This is a genomic window from Streptomyces sp. NPDC001219 (assembly GCF_053597915.1).
This window is the reverse complement of sequence record NZ_JBSFJF010000077.1, coordinates 1-17,378: the sequence shown is the minus strand read 5'-3', so window position 1 is coordinate 17,378 and position 17,378 is coordinate 1. Positions and strand designations below refer to the sequence as shown.

Annotated in this window: 15 protein-coding genes; 7 read left to right on the top strand and 8 right to left on the bottom strand. The window is 72.6% G+C overall.

Annotated elements, in window-relative coordinates; genetic code table 11:
- Positions 1-27: 27 nt before the first annotated feature.
- The 3 genes from ACWC9R_RS32025 to ACWC9R_RS32015 all read left to right on the top strand — a co-directional run bounded on the left by ACWC9R_RS32025 (position 28) and on the right by ACWC9R_RS32015 (position 2,620).
- On the top strand, positions 28-1,446 hold the full coding sequence (locus ACWC9R_RS32025) for a sugar porter family MFS transporter (RefSeq protein ID WP_450736782.1): 1,419 nt from the start codon (positions 28-30) through the stop codon (positions 1,444-1,446).
- A 100-nt stretch (positions 1,447-1,546) separates the two neighbouring features.
- Positions 1,547-1,915: a peptidoglycan-binding domain-containing protein gene (locus tag ACWC9R_RS32020; RefSeq protein WP_450736781.1), complete on the top strand. Its 369-nt coding sequence runs from the start codon at positions 1,547-1,549 to the stop codon at positions 1,913-1,915.
- 510 nt (positions 1,916-2,425) lie between these two features.
- The gene (locus ACWC9R_RS32015; RefSeq protein ID WP_362613879.1) at positions 2,426-2,620 is read left to right on the top strand and encodes a helix-turn-helix transcriptional regulator; all 195 of its coding nucleotides are present in this window, start codon (positions 2,426-2,428) and stop codon (positions 2,618-2,620) included.
- Between the two features lie 157 nt (positions 2,621-2,777).
- Here ACWC9R_RS32015 and ACWC9R_RS32010 read toward each other — a convergent pair whose 3' ends face one another.
- Positions 2,778-3,911 (bottom strand): LacI family DNA-binding transcriptional regulator, encoded by a 1,134-nt coding sequence (locus ACWC9R_RS32010; protein ID WP_450736779.1) that lies wholly within the window; start codon positions 3,909-3,911, stop codon positions 2,778-2,780.
- A gap of 290 nt (positions 3,912-4,201) precedes the next feature.
- Between ACWC9R_RS32010 and ACWC9R_RS32005 the strand changes: the two genes are divergently transcribed.
- Positions 4,202-5,242, top strand: coding sequence for a Gfo/Idh/MocA family protein (locus ACWC9R_RS32005; RefSeq protein ID WP_450736778.1), 1,041 nt, complete (start codon positions 4,202-4,204; stop codon positions 5,240-5,242).
- A 62-nt stretch (positions 5,243-5,304) separates the two neighbouring features.
- Here ACWC9R_RS32005 and ACWC9R_RS32000 read toward each other — a convergent pair whose 3' ends face one another.
- Together ACWC9R_RS32000 and ACWC9R_RS31995 are read right to left on the bottom strand one after the other, a co-directional pair.
- On the bottom strand, positions 5,305-5,967 hold the full coding sequence (locus ACWC9R_RS32000) for a GNAT family N-acetyltransferase (protein WP_450736776.1): 663 nt from the start codon (positions 5,965-5,967) through the stop codon (positions 5,305-5,307).
- Between the two features lie 100 nt (positions 5,968-6,067).
- A complete protein-coding gene (locus ACWC9R_RS31995) occupies positions 6,068-6,718 on the bottom strand; it encodes a DedA family protein (protein WP_450736774.1) in 651 nt (216 codons plus the stop codon).
- A gap of 229 nt (positions 6,719-6,947) precedes the next feature.
- Here ACWC9R_RS31995 and ACWC9R_RS31990 point away from each other — a divergent pair, with 229 nt between their 5' ends.
- Positions 6,948-7,235, top strand: a complete 288-nt coding sequence (locus tag ACWC9R_RS31990; protein WP_450736772.1) for a heavy-metal-associated domain-containing protein — start codon at positions 6,948-6,950, stop codon at positions 7,233-7,235.
- A 467-nt stretch (positions 7,236-7,702) separates the two neighbouring features.
- On the opposite strand, the gene ACWC9R_RS31985 is transcribed toward ACWC9R_RS31990, so the two are convergent.
- The 5 genes from ACWC9R_RS31985 to ACWC9R_RS31965 all read right to left on the bottom strand — a co-directional run bounded on the left by ACWC9R_RS31985 (position 7,703) and on the right by ACWC9R_RS31965 (position 14,851).
- Positions 7,703-8,992 carry a citrate synthase gene (locus ACWC9R_RS31985; protein ID WP_362613868.1) on the bottom strand — a complete coding sequence of 430 codons (1,290 nt, stop codon included), beginning with the start codon at positions 8,990-8,992 and terminating at the stop codon, positions 7,703-7,705.
- Positions 8,993-9,168: 176 nt separating this feature from the next.
- The gene (gene recD2 / locus ACWC9R_RS31980; protein ID WP_450736771.1) at positions 9,169-11,382 is read right to left on the bottom strand and encodes an SF1B family DNA helicase RecD2; all 2,214 of its coding nucleotides are present in this window, start codon (positions 11,380-11,382) and stop codon (positions 9,169-9,171) included.
- Between the two features lie 288 nt (positions 11,383-11,670).
- The gene (locus tag ACWC9R_RS31975) at positions 11,671-12,531 is read right to left on the bottom strand and encodes a sugar phosphate isomerase/epimerase family protein (RefSeq protein WP_450736769.1); all 861 of its coding nucleotides are present in this window, start codon (positions 12,529-12,531) and stop codon (positions 11,671-11,673) included.
- Positions 12,528-13,703, bottom strand: coding sequence for a dihydrodipicolinate synthase family protein (locus ACWC9R_RS31970; protein WP_450736768.1), 1,176 nt, complete (start codon positions 13,701-13,703; stop codon positions 12,528-12,530). The genes ACWC9R_RS31975 and ACWC9R_RS31970 overlap by 4 nt, the downstream gene beginning before the upstream one ends.
- Positions 13,700-14,851 carry a Gfo/Idh/MocA family protein gene (locus ACWC9R_RS31965; RefSeq protein ID WP_450736766.1) on the bottom strand — a complete coding sequence of 384 codons (1,152 nt, stop codon included), beginning with the start codon at positions 14,849-14,851 and terminating at the stop codon, positions 13,700-13,702. Before ACWC9R_RS31965 ends, ACWC9R_RS31970 begins: the two co-directional genes overlap by 4 nt.
- A 263-nt stretch (positions 14,852-15,114) precedes the next feature.
- Between ACWC9R_RS31965 and ACWC9R_RS31960 the strand changes: the two genes are divergently transcribed.
- Positions 15,115-16,140 (top strand): bifunctional helix-turn-helix transcriptional regulator/GNAT family N-acetyltransferase, encoded by a 1,026-nt coding sequence (locus tag ACWC9R_RS31960; protein ID WP_450736765.1) that lies wholly within the window; start codon positions 15,115-15,117, stop codon positions 16,138-16,140.
- 113 nt (positions 16,141-16,253) lie between these two features.
- Positions 16,254-17,117, top strand: a complete 864-nt coding sequence (locus ACWC9R_RS31955; RefSeq protein ID WP_450736798.1) for a sugar phosphate isomerase/epimerase family protein — start codon at positions 16,254-16,256, stop codon at positions 17,115-17,117.
- The last annotated feature ends 261 nt before the right edge of the window (positions 17,118-17,378 follow it).

The following is a 17,378-nucleotide window of genomic DNA, read 5'->3' as shown; positions in this document are numbered from 1 at the left end:
CGGTCGGCCGGGCCGGAGCTGATGGGGATGGCTCCGACCGGTCAGCTGGCGTCCGCCGGGCCGCGTGAGGGGGCGCGGGCCCGTCACGCCAGGCGTTTCCTCGTCGGCATCGCCGCCATCGCCGCGCTGGGCGGCGCCCTCTTCGGCTACGACACCGGAGTGATATCCGGCGCGCTCCCCTTCATGGAGGGTCACTTCGGGCTCACCTCCCTGGGCGAGGGCGTGATCACCAGCGCGCTGCTGATCGGCGCGGCCTTCGGTTCGCTGCTCGGCGGCCGGATGTCGGACGCGCTGGGGCGGCGCAACGCGCTGTTGTGGGCGGGGGCGGTGTTCATCGGCGGTGCGCTGGCCGTCGCGCTCTCCCCCACCGTCGCCCTCATGACGGTGGCGCGCTTCGTGCTCGGCCTCGCCGTCGGCAGCGCGTCGGTGATCACCCCGCTCTACCTCTCCGAGGTGGCGCCCCCGCACATCCGCGGCCGGCTGGTCTCGTTCAATTCGCTGATGATCGTCAGCGGCCAGTTGCTCGCGTATCTCGTCAACGCCTTCCTGGCGCAGTGGGCGGCCTGGCGCTGGATGCTGGGGCTGGCGGCGCTGCCCGCCGTGGCGCTGTTCGTCGGGCTGTTCTTCCTGCCGGACACCCCGCGCTGGTACGTCAGCAAGGGGCGGCGGGACGAGGCGGCCCGGGTGCTGCGCCGGACGCTGCCCGCCGACGACGTGCCCGCGGAGCTGGCCCGGATCGATCAGGCCCGCGGCATGGAGGCCGAGGCCCGGCGCGGTGCCTGGCAGCAGCTGCGTACGCCCTGGGTCCGGCGGCTGTTGCTGGTCGGTATCGGTCTGGCGGCCGTCCAGCAGATCACCGGGGTCAACGCCGTGGTGTACTTCGCGCCGAAGATCCTGGCGTCGACGGGTCTGGATACCGGCGCCTCGATCACCGCCACCATCGCGGTCGGGGTGATCTCGGTGGTCGCCACCGCGATCGGGATGTCGCTGATCGACCGGGTCGGCCGGCGCCCGCTGCTGCTCACCGGCCTGGCGGGGATGGCGGTCTCGCTCACCCTGCTCGGTGCCTCCTTCCGCCTGCCGCACTCCCCCGCGGTGAGTGCCCTGGTCCTGGGCCTGATGGTGCTGTACATGGCCTTCATGCAGGGCACGCTCAACACGGGGGTCTGGCTGCTGCTGGCCGAGATGTTCCCGCTCAAGGTCCGCGGACTGGCCATGGGTGCCGCGGTGTTCGCGATGTGGCTGGTCAACTTCGCGGTCGCGCTGGTCTTTCCGCTGCTGCTCGACGCGGTCGGGGCCGGCCCCACGTTCTGGCTGTTCGGTGTGGCGTGTGTGCTGTCCCTGGTGTTCTGCAAGCGGTACGCGCCGGAGACGAAGGGGCTGGCGCTGGAGGACCTGGAGGACGAGCTGCGGAAGACGGCCGGCGAGGCCCCGGTCTCGGCCTGACGGGTCGTCGGGAAAATCCGCACATCGCGGGAACCACGGACCGCGCTCCCGGCGTCACAGCGGGTGGAATCACCATCCAACGGGGGAAACGGTGGAATTCATGAAGATCAACGCAATCGGCCGTGTCGTCCGGCGTACGGCCGTCCTGACCGCGACCGCGGGGCTGTTGACCGCGGGACTGCTCACCGGCCCGGCATCCGCGGACACTCCGGCCGGCGGACCGGCCGACACCCGGGCCGCCTGCGCCTATTACAACGGCAATGCCCTCACCGTCTACGGTCAGCGCGGCGACCGCGTCTCGCAGGCGCAGTGCCTGCTGGCGAACCGCCGCTATCTCCCCTGGGGAGATGTGACCGGGTACTTCGGCCCCAAGACCCGGGCCGCGGTGAAGAAGTTCCAGTCCCGGCACCATCTGACCGCTGACGGCAAGATCGGCAAGAAGACCTGGTACGCGCTGTACCACGCCTGATCCGCGGCCGGCCGTCAACGGCGCCCGGTGGCGGGCCGGTTCCCCAGTTGGGGACCGGCCCGCCACGCGCCTGTGTGCCCGCGGCACTGCCGTGGCCGCCCCGAACAGCCCGCCCCACCCTCCGACTCGCCGCCACGCCGCCACGCCGACGGCGCACCCGGGGCTGTAGGCGCCCACTACTCGCCCCCGGGCGCCCCGCACTTGGCTCCTGACGCCCCGCGCCCGGCTCCGAACGGGCGCCGCTCCGGCCTGCTCCTCCCCCGTCCTCAGCGCGGCTCCGGCCGCCCCTCGTCGCGCGCCCAGGATCGTCCCGCCCCCGTCACAGCCGTCCGCCCCGCGTCACCGCTGTCACCGTTACGCGCGCCTTACGTCACAGCCGTTCAACAGCCCCTCCCCGATGGTTACTCGGTGTCGTTGTCCAGGCACAGGGTGAGTGATCACCAGGCCGTACCCAGCCCCCTGCCGGCTCTCCGGGCCGACCCTGCGTACGGCGCTCAGGAGGTGGCAGAGATGACCGACCGCAAGCTCTGGTCGTACAAGGAGATCGCCGCGCACATCCAGGTGCAGCCGGACACCGTGCGCTCCTACCGCAAGCACGGGTTGCTGCCCGAACCGGATCTGGTGGAGGGCGGAAAACCGTTCTGGTTCGCCGATACGGTCAGAAGGTGGGTGGCGCAGCGGCCGGGCCAACGCGGCCGCCGCTGAGCCACCGGAACGGCCCCCGGGCTCCGGCGCCCCGCACGGCGACGGGCCCGGCGGCATCACCTGTCGGGCGCTCCCGGCACCCCGGCGTCCGCGGCGTCCCGTGAACGGTACGGCCGGGGCGGGCGGTACGCCCCCGGGACAAGCGGCAGTGCCCGGGTCAGTCCGCCCGGGGCGGTGCCGTCGACCCTCTGATCTCCAGTTCCGGGGCCACGAGTTGCTGCCCGCCCGGGGCGTCCGGGCGCTCCATACGGTCCAGGAGGCAGCGCGCCGCACGCCGGCCGACCTCGTGGCTGGCGTTGTTCACCGAGTTCAGCCAGAGGTGGCGGATGCGGGCGAGGTAGGTGTTGTCGTAGCCGACGAGGGAGAGGTCGGCGGGTATGCGCAGGCCCAGCTCCTGGGCCGCGGACAGCGCGCCGACAGCGGAGATGTCATTGAACGCGAAGACGGCGGTGGGGCGTTGACCGGCCGGACGCCTGGTACCGGGGCGGGTGGCGGCGGGTGGCGGGGCGAGAAGACGGACGGCGGCGCGGTAGCCGCCCTCCTCGGTTCCGTCGCCGTGCACCACGGCGGCCTCCGCCGCCAGGCCGTGGGCGTGCATCGCGGCCTCGAAGCCGCGCCGGCGCAGCTCGCCGACCGGGCCCTGTCCGGCGATATGGGCGATCCGCCGGTGGCCGAGGCCGATGAGGTGCTCGGTGGCGAGCCGGGCGCCGCGTTCGTCGTCGTTGGCGACGAGGTCGACATGCGGCAGCCGGGGTTCGTGGTTGCCCGCGATGACGGTGGGCAGCCGCGCGGCGACCTCGGCGAGGCCGTCGGTGTCCGGGAGGGTGCCGACGACGACGAGGCCGTCGACCCGCAGCTCCTGAAAGGTACGGGCGAAGTCCTGCCCGGCCTGGCGGTCCAGCCGCCCGTCGGCCATCAGCATCCGCAGACCGTGCGCGTGCAGCAGCGAGTTGAGCCCGTCGAGCACGTCGACGAACCAGGGGTTGCGCATATCGTTCAGCAGCACCCCGACGGTGTGCGTACGGCGGGCCACCAGGCTGCGGGCGGCGGCGTTCGGCCGGTACCCCAGCTCCTCGATGGCGTCCAGCACGGCCTGCCGCTTGGCGTCGCTGACCCGCGGCGAGCCCTGGAGCACCAGCGAGACCAGCGATTTGGAGACGCCCGCGCGCTCGGCGACACCACGGATCGTCGGCGGCCGGTCCGTGCCCGTCCGTGCCCCGGTCCAGCCCTCGGCCCGGCCGGCCTTCCGCCCGTCCGTCAGACCGTCGGCTCGCTCATTGGACCGTTCCATGGGCGGGAATCCTTCCATCGGCCGGGCATGGCGTCAACGCGTAACCCTCCCCTCCTGCACGGTGGTTGACATGCGGACATCAGGACATGCAGGGTGCGGAGTGCGGTGAGCTGTTGGACCGTTCCAATCAGCATCGGCCCGTTCAGTGCCAGAGGCCCGCCCGCCAGCCTGCTTCCCCACCGGCCTCTTCCCTCCTTCCTCCCCTCCTTCCTCCCCTCCCTCACCCCCTCCCCCTCCCCTCACCCCCGCTCCCCCTCTCCGCTCTCCCCTCCCCGGAAAGGAACCTGCGCATGAAGATCGGTCTGATCGGTACCGGGCGCATCGGTGCGTTCCACGCCGCCACCCTCCGGAGCGTCCCGGGCGTCACCGACCTCGTGGTCGCGGACCTGGACCCCGTACGGGCCGCCGCGCTGGCGGACACCCTGGGCGTACACGCCGCCGCGGGCATCGAGGAGATGTACGCGGACGGGCTGGACGGTGTGGTGATCACCGCCGCGACCAGCGCCCACGCCACGCTGATCCACCAGGCACTGGACGCCGGGGTACCGGTGTTCTGCGAGAAGCCGGTCGCCCTGGACGTGCCCGGCACGGTCGGGGTGGTGGAGCGGGCGCGGGCCGGCGCCGTGCCCGTACAGATCGGTTTCCAGCGGCGTTTCGACGCGGGCTATCGCGCCGCCCGTGAGGCGCTGCGGTCCGGCGCGCTGGGGTGGCTGCACACTCTGCGCGCCTGCACCAGTGACCGGACGCCGCCGCCCGCCGGTTATCTCCCCACGTCGGGCGGGCTGTTCCGGGACTGCAGCATCCATGACTTCGACATCCTGCGCTGGCTCACCGGCCGGGAGGTGGTCTCGGTCTATGCACAGGGCGCCAATCGCGGGGCGTCGTTCTTCGCGGACGGCGACGATGTCGACACCTGTGCGGCGCTGCTGCGGTTCGATGACGACACCCTGGCCACCGTCACGGCGACCCGCTACAACGGCGCCGGTCATGACGTCCGGCTGGAGGTCTGCGGCTCGGAGGGCGCCCGCTTCGTCGGGCTCGACGACCGGGCTCCGCTGCCGTCCGCCGAGGCGCGGCTGTCCTGGCGGCGGGCGGCAGATCCGTACGCCACGTTCATGGAGCGCTTCCATGACGCGTACGTCGCCGAGCTGGGCGTCTTCGCCGAGGTCGCGACGGGCCGTGTGCCGAGCCCCTGTTCGCCGGGGGAGGCGCTGGAGGCGCTCTATGTCGCCGAGGCGTGTGAGCGCTCGCGCCGCACCGGCGCGCCGGTGGCGATCGCGGACGTCCGGGCCTCCGCCGGGGGCACGGAGCCGGGCGAGCCGGGCGCCTGAGCACTCGCAGGACTGGCACGTCGGCGCCCTGGCACCCCACTCCACCACAGCACCCTCCGGCCTCAACCTCCTTCACCACCACGGCTGGACGAGGCCGGTCCGCCGGACGAGGCCGGCCTGCTGGACGACCCGCGCCCGGTCGACGAAGCCGGCCCGCTCGACAACACCCGCCCGGTCGACGACGCCGGTCCGGCTTCCGTCGTCAGCGCCAGCCGCCACTCGTTGGACCGCATCACGCAGCCCTTCGGGTACTCGAAGGGCCGCTCCCCGACGAGGGCGAACCCCGCCTTGCGGCAGACGGCGTTGGAGGCGGCGTGCTCGACCGAGGGGAAGGCATGCAGGGAGGGGTGACGTCCCTCGGCCCTGGCCGCCTCGATGACCTTCCGGGCCGCCGCCACCGCGACCCCCCGTCCCTGGAACTCGGGCAGCACGCCCCAGCCCGTCTCGTACCCCTGCGCTCCCTGGTGGTCGAACTCCCAGAAGCCTATGGACCCGGCCACCGTGCCCTCCGGTTCGAGCACGATGCGGAACATCTGCCCGGTGCCGTCGAGGCCGAGATAGCGCGCGTGGCGGGCGAGCAGCTGCTCCTCGGTCTCCGGGCCACCCAGATGCCCGGTCATCTCCGGCGCGTTGAGTCTCCGCAGCAGCGGGAGGTCGGCCGTCGTCCACGGCTCGATCCGCACCGGCGACACCCCACTGTGATCACTCTCCGTAATCAACGTCATGTCTGCACTGTACGAGCAGCCACTGACAATCGCGCCACGGCCGCCCGTGCCGCCCCCGGCTCGTGGTGCACCGGCCCGCCCTCCGCCGCCTTGCCGGCCGTCAGGTCGCCGCCACGGAGGAGGCCCGGCCGCCGGGCTCCTCGCCGCCTCCCTTGCGGGGGCCGCCGCCCTCGCTCTCACCGCCGCCCTCCGAGGGTTCGCGCAGGGCGCGGCGGCGGGCGGTCCACTGGACCGCGGCGCCCACCGCGGCGACCGCGCAGGAGACGCCGAAGCCGATGAAGGCGGCCTGGAGGGGGCGGCCGGTGGTGGCGCTGCCGAGGTAGCCGAGGCTGACGGAGTAGGTCGCCCAGGTGGCTTCGGCGATGCCGGCGCCGAGGGCGTATTTGGGCAGTGGGTAGCGCAGCACTCCGGAGGCGAGTGCGCCGGCGATCCGGCCGCTGGGCAGGAAGCGTACGGCGATGACGAACGGCAGGCCGTAGCGCTGGATGTGCCCCGAGGTCCACTCCAGCAGGGCCCGGCGGCGGGGATTGCGGCGCATCCAGGCCCGTACGGGTCCGCCGAACCGCCGGGCGGCCAGGTACATCAGCAGGTCGCCGAGGAGGGCGCTGCCGGCGACGATCAGGAGGATCAGCGGGAGGAAGAGCTGCCCCTTGGAGGCGAGCACTCCGACGGAGACGAGCAGGGCGGAGTTGGGGACGAGCGGCGGCAGGGTGGTGAGCACCAGCAGGCCGTACAGGGCGAGTACGTCCATGCGGCCGCCTCCTCGAATCCGCCCCGAGCCCGTATGCCAAGGCTGACGCGTGGTGGGGCGCACGGCAACGCGGTGGGCGCGCCTCGCGCTTGGATTGATACCCCTAGGGGGTATAAAGTGCTGAAGGTCGGATGCATCGGCAGTCGCCTGCGCCTCGCGCGGCACGCTGCGGCACCCCGTCCGGCACGCGCACCACACGGAACACACCGGCACCACAAGGAGAGTCCCCATGACCGAGAACGGCTCCTGCTGCACCCCGGAAGGCTCCTGCCACTCCGGCGGCACCGACGTCCAGGCCGGCACGGTGACCACGACGTACCAGGTCACGGGCATGACCTGTGGCCACTGTGAGGGTGCGGTGTCGGCCGAGATCGGCGAGCTGGCCGGGGTCAGCGCGGTGCAGGCGGTCGCGGCCACCGGTCTGGTGACCGTCACCTCCCGGGTCCCGCTGGACGAGGAGGCCGTCCGCGCGGCTGTCGACGAGGCGGGCTACGAACTCGTGGGGCGGGCTGCCTGATTCCGGCGGCGGTGGGCGGCCGGGAAATTTCACACGGCCCTTACAACCGGCACAACACCCATACCCGAGGGCCTCGATCTCCAGATCGGGGCCCTTGACCGTATTCGCCCCCATATGGCAAGAGACCCAGATCACACTCATGGGAACGTAACCATTGAGGGGGGTCGTGAGTCTAACCGGGCAGTGCAGGCACCCCGGCGGGGCTTGCACAGCAAAAGCCGTGCTGATCTTGGGGGATCGTGCATGGCTACGCGTGGCCGGGGCGACGTGCCCGGGGAGCTTTGAGCGGCCCTCCCGAACGTGCGCGTCCCGGCAGATCGCGGTGCAACCCGGAACGCCCGGACGGATCCCGTGGGGGGAATCCAACCGGGACAAGGGAAGCGCCCCGCGCTCTGGACCCGTGGGGGGATCCGGAGGCGGGGCGCTTTCTGTTTACAGACCGCGCGGGCACCCTGGCAGGGCGGCCGTCAGCGCTCCTCGACCGGCACGAAGTCGCGCTCGACGACACCGGTGTAGATCTGCCGCGGACGGCCGATGCGGGAGCCGGGCTCCTTGATCATCTCGTGCCACTGGGCGATCCAGCCGGGCAGCCGGCCGAGCGCGAAGAGCACGGTGAACATCTCGGTCGGGAAGCCCATGGCCCGGTAGATCAGGCCGGTGTAGAAGTCGACGTTCGGGTAGAGCTTGCGCTCGACGAAGTAGTCGTCGGAGAGCGCGTGCTCCTCCAGCTTCAGGGCGATGTCCAGCAGCTCGTCGGACTTGCCGAGCGCGGAGAGGACGTCGTGCGCCGCCGCCTTGATGATCTTCGCGCGGGGGTCGAAGTTCTTGTAGACGCGGTGCCCGAAGCCCATGAGCTTCACGCCGTCTTCCTTGTTCTTCACCTTGCGGATGAAGGAGTCGACGTCGCCGCCGCTGGCCTGGATGCCTTCCAGCATCTCCAGCACGGACTGGTTGGCGCCGCCGTGCAGGGGGCCCCACAGGGCGTTGATGCCGGCCGAGATCGAGGCGAAGAGGTTCGCCTGCGAGGAGCCGACCAGGCGGACCGTGGAGGTGGAGCAGTTCTGCTCGTGGTCCGCGTGCAGGATCAGCAGCTTGTCCAGGGCGCTGACCACGACCGGGTCGAGCTCGTAGTCGGCGGCCGGCACGGAGAAGGTCATCCGCAGGAAGTTCTCGACGTACCCGAGGTCGTTGCTCGGGTAGACGACCGGGTGGCCGACCGACTTCTTGAAGGCGTAGGCCGCGATCGTCGGAAGCTTGGCCAGCAGGCGGATCGTGGAGATGTGGCGCTGCTGCTCGTCGAACGGGTTGTGGCTGTCCTGGTAGAAGGTCGACAGCGCGCTGACGACCGAGGACAGCATCGCCATCGGGTGGGCATCCCGGGGGAAGCCGTCGTAGAAGCGCTTGACGTCCTCGTGCAGCAGGGTGTGGTAGGTGATGTCCTGCTTGAAGTTCGCCAGCTCATCGACGGTGGGCAGCTCGCCGTTGATGAGGAGGTACGCGGTCTCGACGAACGTGCTGCGCTCTGCGAGCTGCTCGATCGGGTAGCCGCGGTAACGAAGAATGCCGTTCTCACCATCGAGATAGGTGATCGCGGATTTATACGCCGCGGTGTTGCCGTAACCGGAATCCAGGGTCACCAGACCGGTCTGGGCGCGCAGCTTCGAGATATCGAAGCCCTTGTCGCCGACGGTGCTGTCGACGACCGGGTAGCTGTATTCGCCGTCCCCGTAACGCAGTACTACAGAGTTGTCGCTCACGTCATCCCTCACCGACGTTGTGCCTCTTCTTCGAGGTGCCCTGACTGCCTATACCTTCCCCCATTTGGGCCTTGGATGTGCACTCGGGGTCGGCCATAGGGCCTGTCTGCGGCACTCAGTGCCGCGTGAGCGCCCATCCTGCCCCTCTTCGCCCCGAATGGGAAAGAGGGGTGACATCACATCGCACCGGCGAGCCGGTGATCGAGCGCCGTACACCGCCGACCGGCGGATACCGTGCGGACGGCCTGCCCCAGGGCTTTCCGGGAGCCGACCAGCACCACCAAGCGCTTTGCCCGGGTCACAGCGGTATACAGCAGATTGCGCTGCAGCATCATCCAGGCACTGGTGGTGACCGGAATCACCACCGCTGGATACTCACTACCCTGCGAACGGTGGATCGTCACGGCATAGGCGTGGGCGAGTTCATCGAGTTCGTCGAAGTCGTAGGGAACCTCCTCGTCCTCGTCCGTGCGCACGGTCAGCCGCTGCTCGTCGCCGTCCAGTGCGGTGACCACGCCGACCGTGCCGTTGAAGACGCCATTGCGGCCCTTTTCGTAATTGTTCCTGATCTGGGTCACCTTGTCGCCGACACGGAAGACCCGGCCGCCGAAGCGGCGCTCGGGCAGGTCGGGGCGGGCGGGGGTGACGGCCTGCTGGAGGAGCGCGTTCAGGGCACCGGCGCCGGCCGGGCCGCGGTGCATCGGGGCGAGCACCTGGATGTCCCGGCGGGGGTCGAGGCCGAACTTCGCGGGGATGCGGCGCGCCACGACGTCCACCGTCAGCCGCCCGGCCTCTTCGGTGTCCTCCTCGGCGAACAGGAAGAAGTCCGTCATCCCGGACGTCAGGGGCGGGACGCCGGAGTTGATGCGGTGGGCGTTGGTGACCACCCCGGACTGCTGGGCCTGGCGGAAGATCCGGGTCAGCCGGACGGCCGGCACCGGGCCGGACCCGTCGAGCAGATCCCGCAGCACCTCGCCGGCGCCTACCGACGGCAGCTGGTCGACATCCCCGACCAGCAGCAGGTGGGCGCCCGGCGGCACGGCCTTGACCAGCTTGTTGGCGAGCAGCAGGTCGAGCATCGAGGCCTCGTCGACGACCACCAGGTCGGCGTCCAGCGGCCGGTCCGCGTCATAGGCGGCGTCCCCGCCGGGCTTCAGCTCCAGGAGGCGGTGGACCGTGGAGGCCTCCACCCCGGTCAGCTCGGAGAGCCGTTTGGCCGCCCGGCCCGTGGGCGCCGCCAGCACCACCGTGGCCTTCTTGGCGCGGGCCAGCTCGACGACGGAGCGGACCGTGAAGGACTTGCCGCAGCCCGGCCCGCCGGTGAGCACCGCGACCTTCTGCGTCAGCGCCAGCCGTACCGCCTGCTGCTGCTCGGGCGCCAGCTCGGCGCCCGTACGGCGCGCCAGCCATGCCAGCGCCTTGTCCCAGTCGACGTCCCGGAAGGCCGGCATCCGGTCCTCGCCGGTCCGCAGCAGCCGGGTCAGGCGGCCGGCCAGGGAGATCTCGGCGCGGTGGAACGGCACCAGATAGACGGCGGTGACCGGGGGCGCGCCCTCCGCCCCGCCCGGTACCTGTTCGCGGGCCACGCCCTCCGGGTCGGCGGCCAGCTCGCCGAGGCAGTCGATGACCAGACCGGTGTCCACCTGGAGCAACTTCACCGCGTCGGCGATCAGTTGGTCCTCGGGCAGGAAGCAGTGGCCCTGGTCCGTGGACTGCGACAGGGCGTACTGCAGGCCCGCCTTGACGCGGTCCGGGCTGTCGTGGGGAATGCCCACGGACTGGGCGATGCGGTCGGCGGTGAGGAAGCCGATGCCCCAGACGTCGGCGGCCAGGCGGTAGGGCTCGTTGCGGGTGACGGAGATGGCGGCGTCGCCGTACTTCTTGTAGATCCGCACCGCGATGGAGGTGGACACCCCGACGCCCTGGAGGAAGACCATGACCTCCTTGATGGCCTTCTGTTCCTCCCAGGCCGCGCCGATCAGCTTCGTCCGCTTGGGGCCCAGGCCGGGCACCTCGACGAGGCGGGCGGGCTCGCGCTCGATGATGTCGAGGGTGTCCGTGCCGAAGTGCTCGACGATACGGTCCGCGATCCGCGGGCCGATGCCCTTGATGAGCCCGGAGCCCAGATAGCGGCGGATGCCCTGGATCGTGGCGGGCAGGACGGTGGTGTAGTTCTCGACGGTGAACTGCTTGCCGTACTGGGGGTGGGAGCCCCAGCGGCCCTCCATGCGCAGCGACTCCCCCGGCTGCGCCCCGAGCAGCGCGCCGACGACGGTCAGCAGATCGCCGGAGCCGCGGCCCGTGTCGACGCGCGCGACCGTATAGCCGTTCTCCTCGTTGGCGTAGGTGATCCGCTCCAGGACCCCTTCGAGCACGGCTGCGTTGACCATGCACCGACCGTACCGCCGGGGTCTGACACCGCGCGGGCCCGCTGTCGCACCGGGCCGGGGCCGGTGCCGGGCCGGGCTTCCCATCGAGGGGCCCGTCCGATGGTCGGGCCCCTCGATTCCCCCCTCCGAGCCGGTCCCCGATCCCCCCGGACCTCCCCCTCTATCGGGACCAGCGTCAGCTATGACCTTTGTGGGCGGTCAACGGTTGCACACCTCCGCGGAGTTCTTTCCCGGCCACTGGGGCACCCGGGGCGCGGCGCCCCTGGTCGTTCCCGAGGTCTCCGGCGGTCATCCGACGTGCTCCTGGAAGCGCCGCACGATCTCGGCCAGTACCTCGGCGCCGTCCCGTGCCCACAGCGCCGGGTTGAAGATCTCCACCTCGACCGGCCCCCGGTAGCCGGCCGCCTCGACCCGCTCCCGGAACCAGCGCAGGTCCACCGTGCCATCGCCCAGCTGCCCGCGCCCCAGCAGGACACCTTCGGGCAGCGGGGTGACCCAGTCGGCGAGCTGGAAGGCGGCGATCCGTGACCCGGCCGCACCGCCGGTGCCGCCCGCGCGCCCGATCTGCGCGCCGACCGTGTCGTCCCACCACAGGTGGTAGGTGTCCACGACCACCCCCACCCGGTCGGCGGGGAACCGCTCGGCGAGGTCCAGGGCCTGTGCGAGCGTCGAGACCACGCACCGGTCCGCGGCGTACATCGGGTGCAGCGGTTCGAGCGCCAGCCGTACGTGCCGCTCGGCGGCGTACGGCGCCAACTCGGCGAGCGCGTCCGCGATCCGCTCCCGGGCGCCGCGCAGATCCCGGCTGCCGGGCGGCAGTCCGCCGGAGACCAGGACCAGGGTGTCCGTCCCGAGGGCGGCCGCCTCGTCGAGGGCCGCCCGGTTGTCGTCCAGGGCCGCGGCCCGCTCCCGGGGGTCCACGGCGGTGAAGAACCCGCCCCGGCACAGGCTGGTGACCCGCAGCCCGGCGTCCCTCATCAGCCGGGCGGCCGCGGCCGGTCCGTACTGCCGCACCGGCGCGCGCCACAGGCCCACGCCCCGTACGCCGGCCCGTGCGCAGCCGTCGGCGAGTTCGGGCAGCGACCACTGGCGGACGGTCTCCTGGTTGAGGCTGAGACGGTCGAGGAGCGACGGGGTGGCGGGGCTCATACGTCGTCCGCCCCGTACACCGCGAGGAGGGTGCGCATCCGGTGAGCGGCGAGCTCCGGGTCAGGGAACAGGCCGAGGGCGTCGGCCAGTTCATGGGCGCGCTGCAGATGCGGCAGCGAACGGGCCGACTGGAGACCGCCGACCATGGTGAAGTGCGGCTGGTGTCCCGCCAGCCAGGCCAGCAGGACCACGCCGGTCTTGTAGTGGCGGGTGGGTGCCGCGAAGAGGTGCCGGGCGAGCGGCACGGTCGGGTCCAGGACTGCCCGGAATCCCGCGGTGTCCCCGGTGTCGAGGCGTCGTACGGCCGCCGCGGCCAGAGGGGCGAGCGGGTCGAAGACGCCCAGCAGGGCGTGGCTGAAGCCGTGGCCGTCGCCGGCGATCAGTTCCGGGTAGTGGAAGTCGTCGCCGGTGTAGCAGCGCACGGCCGGCGGCAGGCGGCGGCGCAGCGCCACCTCGCGGCCGGCGTCCAGCAGGGAGACCTTGACGCCGTCCACCGCGCCCGGGTGGTCGGCGATGAGCGCGAGGAGGGTCTCGGTGGCGGCGTCGGGGTCGTCGCTGCCCCAGTAGCCCGCGAGCGCGGGGTCGAATACCGGGCCGAGCCAGTGCAGGATCACCGGCCGGGTGGTCTGGCGCAGCAGGTGGCCGTAGAGGTTCCGGTAGTCCTCCGGGCCGGTGGCGGCCGCGGCGAGCTGGCGGGAGGCCATCAGGACGGCGCGGGCTCCGGCCGCCTCGACGGCGGCGAGCTGCTCCTCGTACGCGTCCCGGACGTCGGCCAAGGAGGCTCCACGGGCGGGGAGTTGGTCGGTGCCGGCGCCGCAGACGAGCAGCCCGCCGGCCGCCCGTGCCTCGGCGGCGGAGCGCCGGATCAGCTCGGCGGCGGCGCCCCAGTCCAGGCCCGCGCCGCGCTGCGCGGTGTCCATCGCCTCGGCCACGCCCAGGCCGTGCGACCACAGATGGTGGCGGAAGGCGAGGGTGGCGTCCCAGTCGACGGCGGCCGGGCCGTCGGGGCCGGTGTCGGCGCGTGGATCGGCGACCACATGGGCGGCGGCGAGGACCGTGCGGGAGCGCTGGGAGGGCGGCGCGGAGGCGCACGGGGAGACGGGGGCGTCCGGAGGGGGCGGGGAGGTTGGGCCCGGCGGGGGCGGCGGGGCCGGGTGCGCCGGGGCGTTCACCGGCTCAGCTCCGGTACGTCCAGGCGGCGTCCCTCCGCCGAGGACCGCCGCGCCAGTTCGGCGAGCTGCACGCCGCGGGCGCCCGCCGCGAGGTCCCAGCGCCAGGGCTCGTCGCGGACCACATGCCGCAGGAACAGCTCCCACTGGGCCTTGAACCCGTTGTCGAACGCGGCGTTGTCGGGGACCTCCTGCCACTGCGCGCGGAACGCCCCGGACGCCGGGACGTCGGGGTCCCAGACCGGCCGGGGAGTGCCGGCGCGGTGCTGGATGCGGCAGTGGCGCAGCCCGGCGACGGCCGATCCCTCGGTGCCGTCCACCTGGAACTCCACGAGTTCGTCGCGGTGCACCCGGACCGCCCAGGAGGAGTTGATCTGCGCGACGACGCCACCGGCCAGTTCGAGGATGCCGTAGGCGGCGTCGTCGGCGGTGGCGGCGTACGGGGTCCCCGCTTCGTCCCAGCGGCGCGGGATGTGGGTGGTGAGGTGCGCCTGGACGCTGCGGACCGGGCCGAACAGCTCGTGCAGGACGTACTCCCAGTGCGGGAACATGTCGGCCGTGATGCCGCCGCCGTCCTCGGCGCGGTAGTTCCAGGAGGGACGCTGCGCGGCCTGGGTGTCCCCTTCGAAGACCCAGTAGCCGAACTCGCCCCGTACGGACAGGACGCGGCCGAAGAAGCCGCTCTCGACGAGGCGGCGGAGCTTGCGGAGGCCGGGGAGGAACAGCTTGTCCTGGACGACGCCGTTCTTGACGCCCGCCTCCTGGGCCAGCCGTGCCAGGTCGAGGGCGCCGGCGAGGCTGCTCGCGGTGGGCTTCTCGACGTACAGGTGCTTTCCGGCGGCGATCGCCTTCCGCACCGCGTCCTCGCGGGCGGCGGTGACCTGCGCGTCGAAGTAGACGCCGATGCTGTCGTCGCCCAGTACGGCGTCGAGGTCGCGGCTCCAGTGCCGCACGCCGTGGCGTTCGGCGAGCGCCCGCAGCTTGTGTGCGGAGCGGCCGACGAGGACCGGCTCGGGCCGGACGCGCGTCCCGTCGGCGAGTTCCAGGCCGCCCTGGTCGCGCAGGGCGAGGACGGAGCGGACCAGGTGCTGGCGGTGTCCCATGCGCCCGGTCACGCCGTTCATGGCGATGCGTACGGTCGTGTCTGTCACGGCCCGGCCTCTCTCGCTCGCGGCAGATGAGGGATCGTCAGGCGGCGCCCGCCCTGTCGACGGTACGGATGCGGCGGCCGGAGGCATAGGGCGCGGGCGGCAGCGGCGGGGAGCGCGGGGCGGGGCGGTGGGCGGGGCGGGACGGGCTCGCGTATCCACAGGCGCGGAACGGCCGGGGCGCGTTTGTCCACAGGCAGAAAAATTCCGTGCGCGGGCCGGCCTCGGAAGTTATATTTGACTCAGTCAAGGATGAGGGGTCGACGATGGCAACCGGGACGGCATCAGACACGACATCCGGCGCGGCGCCCGATGCCGCACCCGACGTCCGTGAGCTGCGCAGATTCAACCGCTTCTACACCAACGTGATCGGCGCCCTCGACTACGGGCGGCATCTCTACACCCCGTTCACCCTCACCGAGGCCCGGGTGCTCTACGAGGTCGCCCACCACGAGCGGGTGGACGCCGCCGACCTGCGGGCCTCGCTGTCGCTGGACGCCGGATATCTGAGCCGGCTGCTCGGCAAGTTCGAGGACCGCGAGCTGGTCACCCGCGGCAGGTCCGAGCAGGACCCCCGCCGGCAGCGCATCACCCTGACCGAGGGCGGCCGGGAGGCGGCCGGCCTGCTGGAGGAGCGCTCGCAGAACGCCGCCGGGTCGCTGCTGGAGCGGCTCCCGGCCGAGGACCGGGCCCGGCTGGTGGACTCGATGCGGACCATCCGCGCCCTGCTCGGCGAGGGCGCGGAGCAGGACACGGCAGAGCCGCCCGGGGAGCGGGCCGCTGCCCGGACACCCGGCGAGAAGCGGGCGCCCGAGGTGACGCTGCGCACGACCCGGCCCGGGGACCTGGGCTGGATGGTGGAGCGCAACGCGACGCTCTACGCCGCCGAGTACGGCTTCGATCTGAGCTACGAGGCACTGGTGGCCCGGATCGTCGCGGAGTACGCCGAGGCCTTCGACCCGCGGTGGGACCGTACGTGGATAGCGGAGCTGGACGGGCGCAGAGCGGGCGCGGTGATGTGCGTACGGGACGGCAGGCCCGGGGTCGCCCGGCTGCGGCTGCTGCTGGTGGAGCCGGAGGCCCGGGGTCACGGCGTGGGACGGCAACTCGTCGACTCCTGTGTGGAGTTCGCGCGGGAGGCCGGCTACGGGGAGCTGGTGCTGTGGACCAACTCCGTCCTCGGCGCGGCCCGCGGCGTCTACCAGCGGGCCGGGTTCGAGCTGGTCGCCGAGTCGGCGCACCACAGCTTCGGGCAGGACCTGGTCGGCCAGGACTGGCGGCTGGACCTGTGAGGAGGCGGCCATCGCGGGCAGGGATGAGGGGACCGACGCCGATGGCGTGAGCGACGACGAGGAGGAACCCAGGCATGGTCAGCACGGGCAGCACGCACGGCACCACCCCCGCGATGCGGTTCGCGTTCTCCACCCTCGGTGTCCCCGGGATGCCGGTGGCCGACGTCCTGCGGCTGGCCGCCGACACGGGGTACCAGGGCGTGGAGCTGCGGGCCCATCCGGAGGAGCCGGTGCATCCGCTGATCGGGGTGCGGGAACGGGCCGCGGTGCGCGAGCAGTTCGCGGACGCCGGAGTCGAGATCCTGGCCGTGGCCGGATACGCCCAGGTCGCCGCGGCCCGGGACATGGCGGGCGAGGAGGAGCTGGCGCAGGAGCTGAGCGAGCTGGTGTGGCTGGCCGCCGATCTGGGGGCGCCGTATGTCCGGGTCTTCGCCGGCGGCGGGGAGCGGCCGGCGGCCGAGGCGGACGCGGATGCCGCCCGCCGGCTCGCCGCGGTGGCGCCGCTCGCGGCCGAACGGGGCGTCCGGGTCCTGCTGGAGACCCATGACTCGCACCGTACGGGCGCGGACGCCGCCCGGGTGCTGGGCCCCGTGGGGCACCGTCAGATCGGGGCGCTCTGGGACGTGCTGCACAGCTGGCTCGGCGGCGAGGAGCCCGCCGACACGCATGCCGCGCTCGCCCCGCATCTGGGCTATGTCCAGGTCAAGGACGTCGCCTCGGCCGAGGACCGCGCCCCCCTCCCGCTCGGCGCCGGCACCCTGCCGCTGGCGGCCGCCCTGGGCACCCTGGGCCAGGACCCCGAGGGCGCCCACGGCCCCGTCCCGGCCCCCGAGGGCACCTATGACCAGGGCACGGGCGGCTGGCTGTGCTGGGAGTACGAGAAGCGGTGGCACCCCGAGGCCGCCGACCTCCCCGCCCTGCTGGCCCCGGGCCGCGCCTACCTCCAGGGCCTCCTGGAGGGGACCGCCACCACCTGAGACGGGGCGGCGGAGCCTGCCGGGAGGTGGCGGCGGACCTGCCGGGAAGTGGGAGCAGGTCGGCCGGGAGGTGGGAGCGGGCCTGCGGAGACGAGTGGCGGGACCGCCGGGGTGAGGGGGCGGGACCGGCCGGGAGGTGCGGGCGGACGGGCCGGGAAGAGGTGGCGGGCCCGCCGCCTCCCCGTCCGGGCCCTCCCCGTACAGCGCGCGCTACATCGAAAGATGCAGTCCCGGATCGTCACGGGTGACGAGGTACCGGCC

What these genes read in the sequence shown, in the direction of transcription:
- ACWC9R_RS32025 (WP_450736782.1), top strand. Translation starts at nt 28, where the DNA reads ATGGCTCCGACCGGTCAGCTGGCGTCCGCCGGGCCGCGTGAGGGGGCG.
- ACWC9R_RS32020 (WP_450736781.1), top strand. Translation starts at nt 1,547, where the DNA reads ATGAAGATCAACGCAATCGGCCGTGTCGTCCGGCGTACGGCCGTCCTG.
- ACWC9R_RS32015 (WP_362613879.1), top strand. Translation starts at nt 2,426, where the DNA reads ATGACCGACCGCAAGCTCTGGTCGTACAAGGAGATCGCCGCGCACATC.
- ACWC9R_RS32010 (WP_450736779.1), bottom strand. Translation starts at nt 3,911, where the DNA reads ATGGAACGGTCCAATGAGCGAGCCGACGGTCTGACGGACGGGCGGAAG.
- ACWC9R_RS32005 (WP_450736778.1), top strand. Translation starts at nt 4,202, where the DNA reads ATGAAGATCGGTCTGATCGGTACCGGGCGCATCGGTGCGTTCCACGCC.
- ACWC9R_RS32000 (WP_450736776.1), bottom strand. Translation starts at nt 5,967, where the DNA reads ATGACGTTGATTACGGAGAGTGATCACAGTGGGGTGTCGCCGGTGCGG.
- ACWC9R_RS31995 (WP_450736774.1), bottom strand. Translation starts at nt 6,718, where the DNA reads ATGGACGTACTCGCCCTGTACGGCCTGCTGGTGCTCACCACCCTGCCG.
- ACWC9R_RS31990 (WP_450736772.1), top strand. Translation starts at nt 6,948, where the DNA reads ATGACCGAGAACGGCTCCTGCTGCACCCCGGAAGGCTCCTGCCACTCC.
- recD2 (WP_450736771.1), bottom strand. Translation starts at nt 11,382, where the DNA reads ATGGTCAACGCAGCCGTGCTCGAAGGGGTCCTGGAGCGGATCACCTAC.
- ACWC9R_RS31975 (WP_450736769.1), bottom strand. Translation starts at nt 12,531, where the DNA reads ATGAGCCCCGCCACCCCGTCGCTCCTCGACCGTCTCAGCCTCAACCAG.
- ACWC9R_RS31960 (WP_450736765.1), top strand. Translation starts at nt 15,115, where the DNA reads ATGGCAACCGGGACGGCATCAGACACGACATCCGGCGCGGCGCCCGAT.
- ACWC9R_RS31955 (WP_450736798.1), top strand. Translation starts at nt 16,254, where the DNA reads ATGCGGTTCGCGTTCTCCACCCTCGGTGTCCCCGGGATGCCGGTGGCC.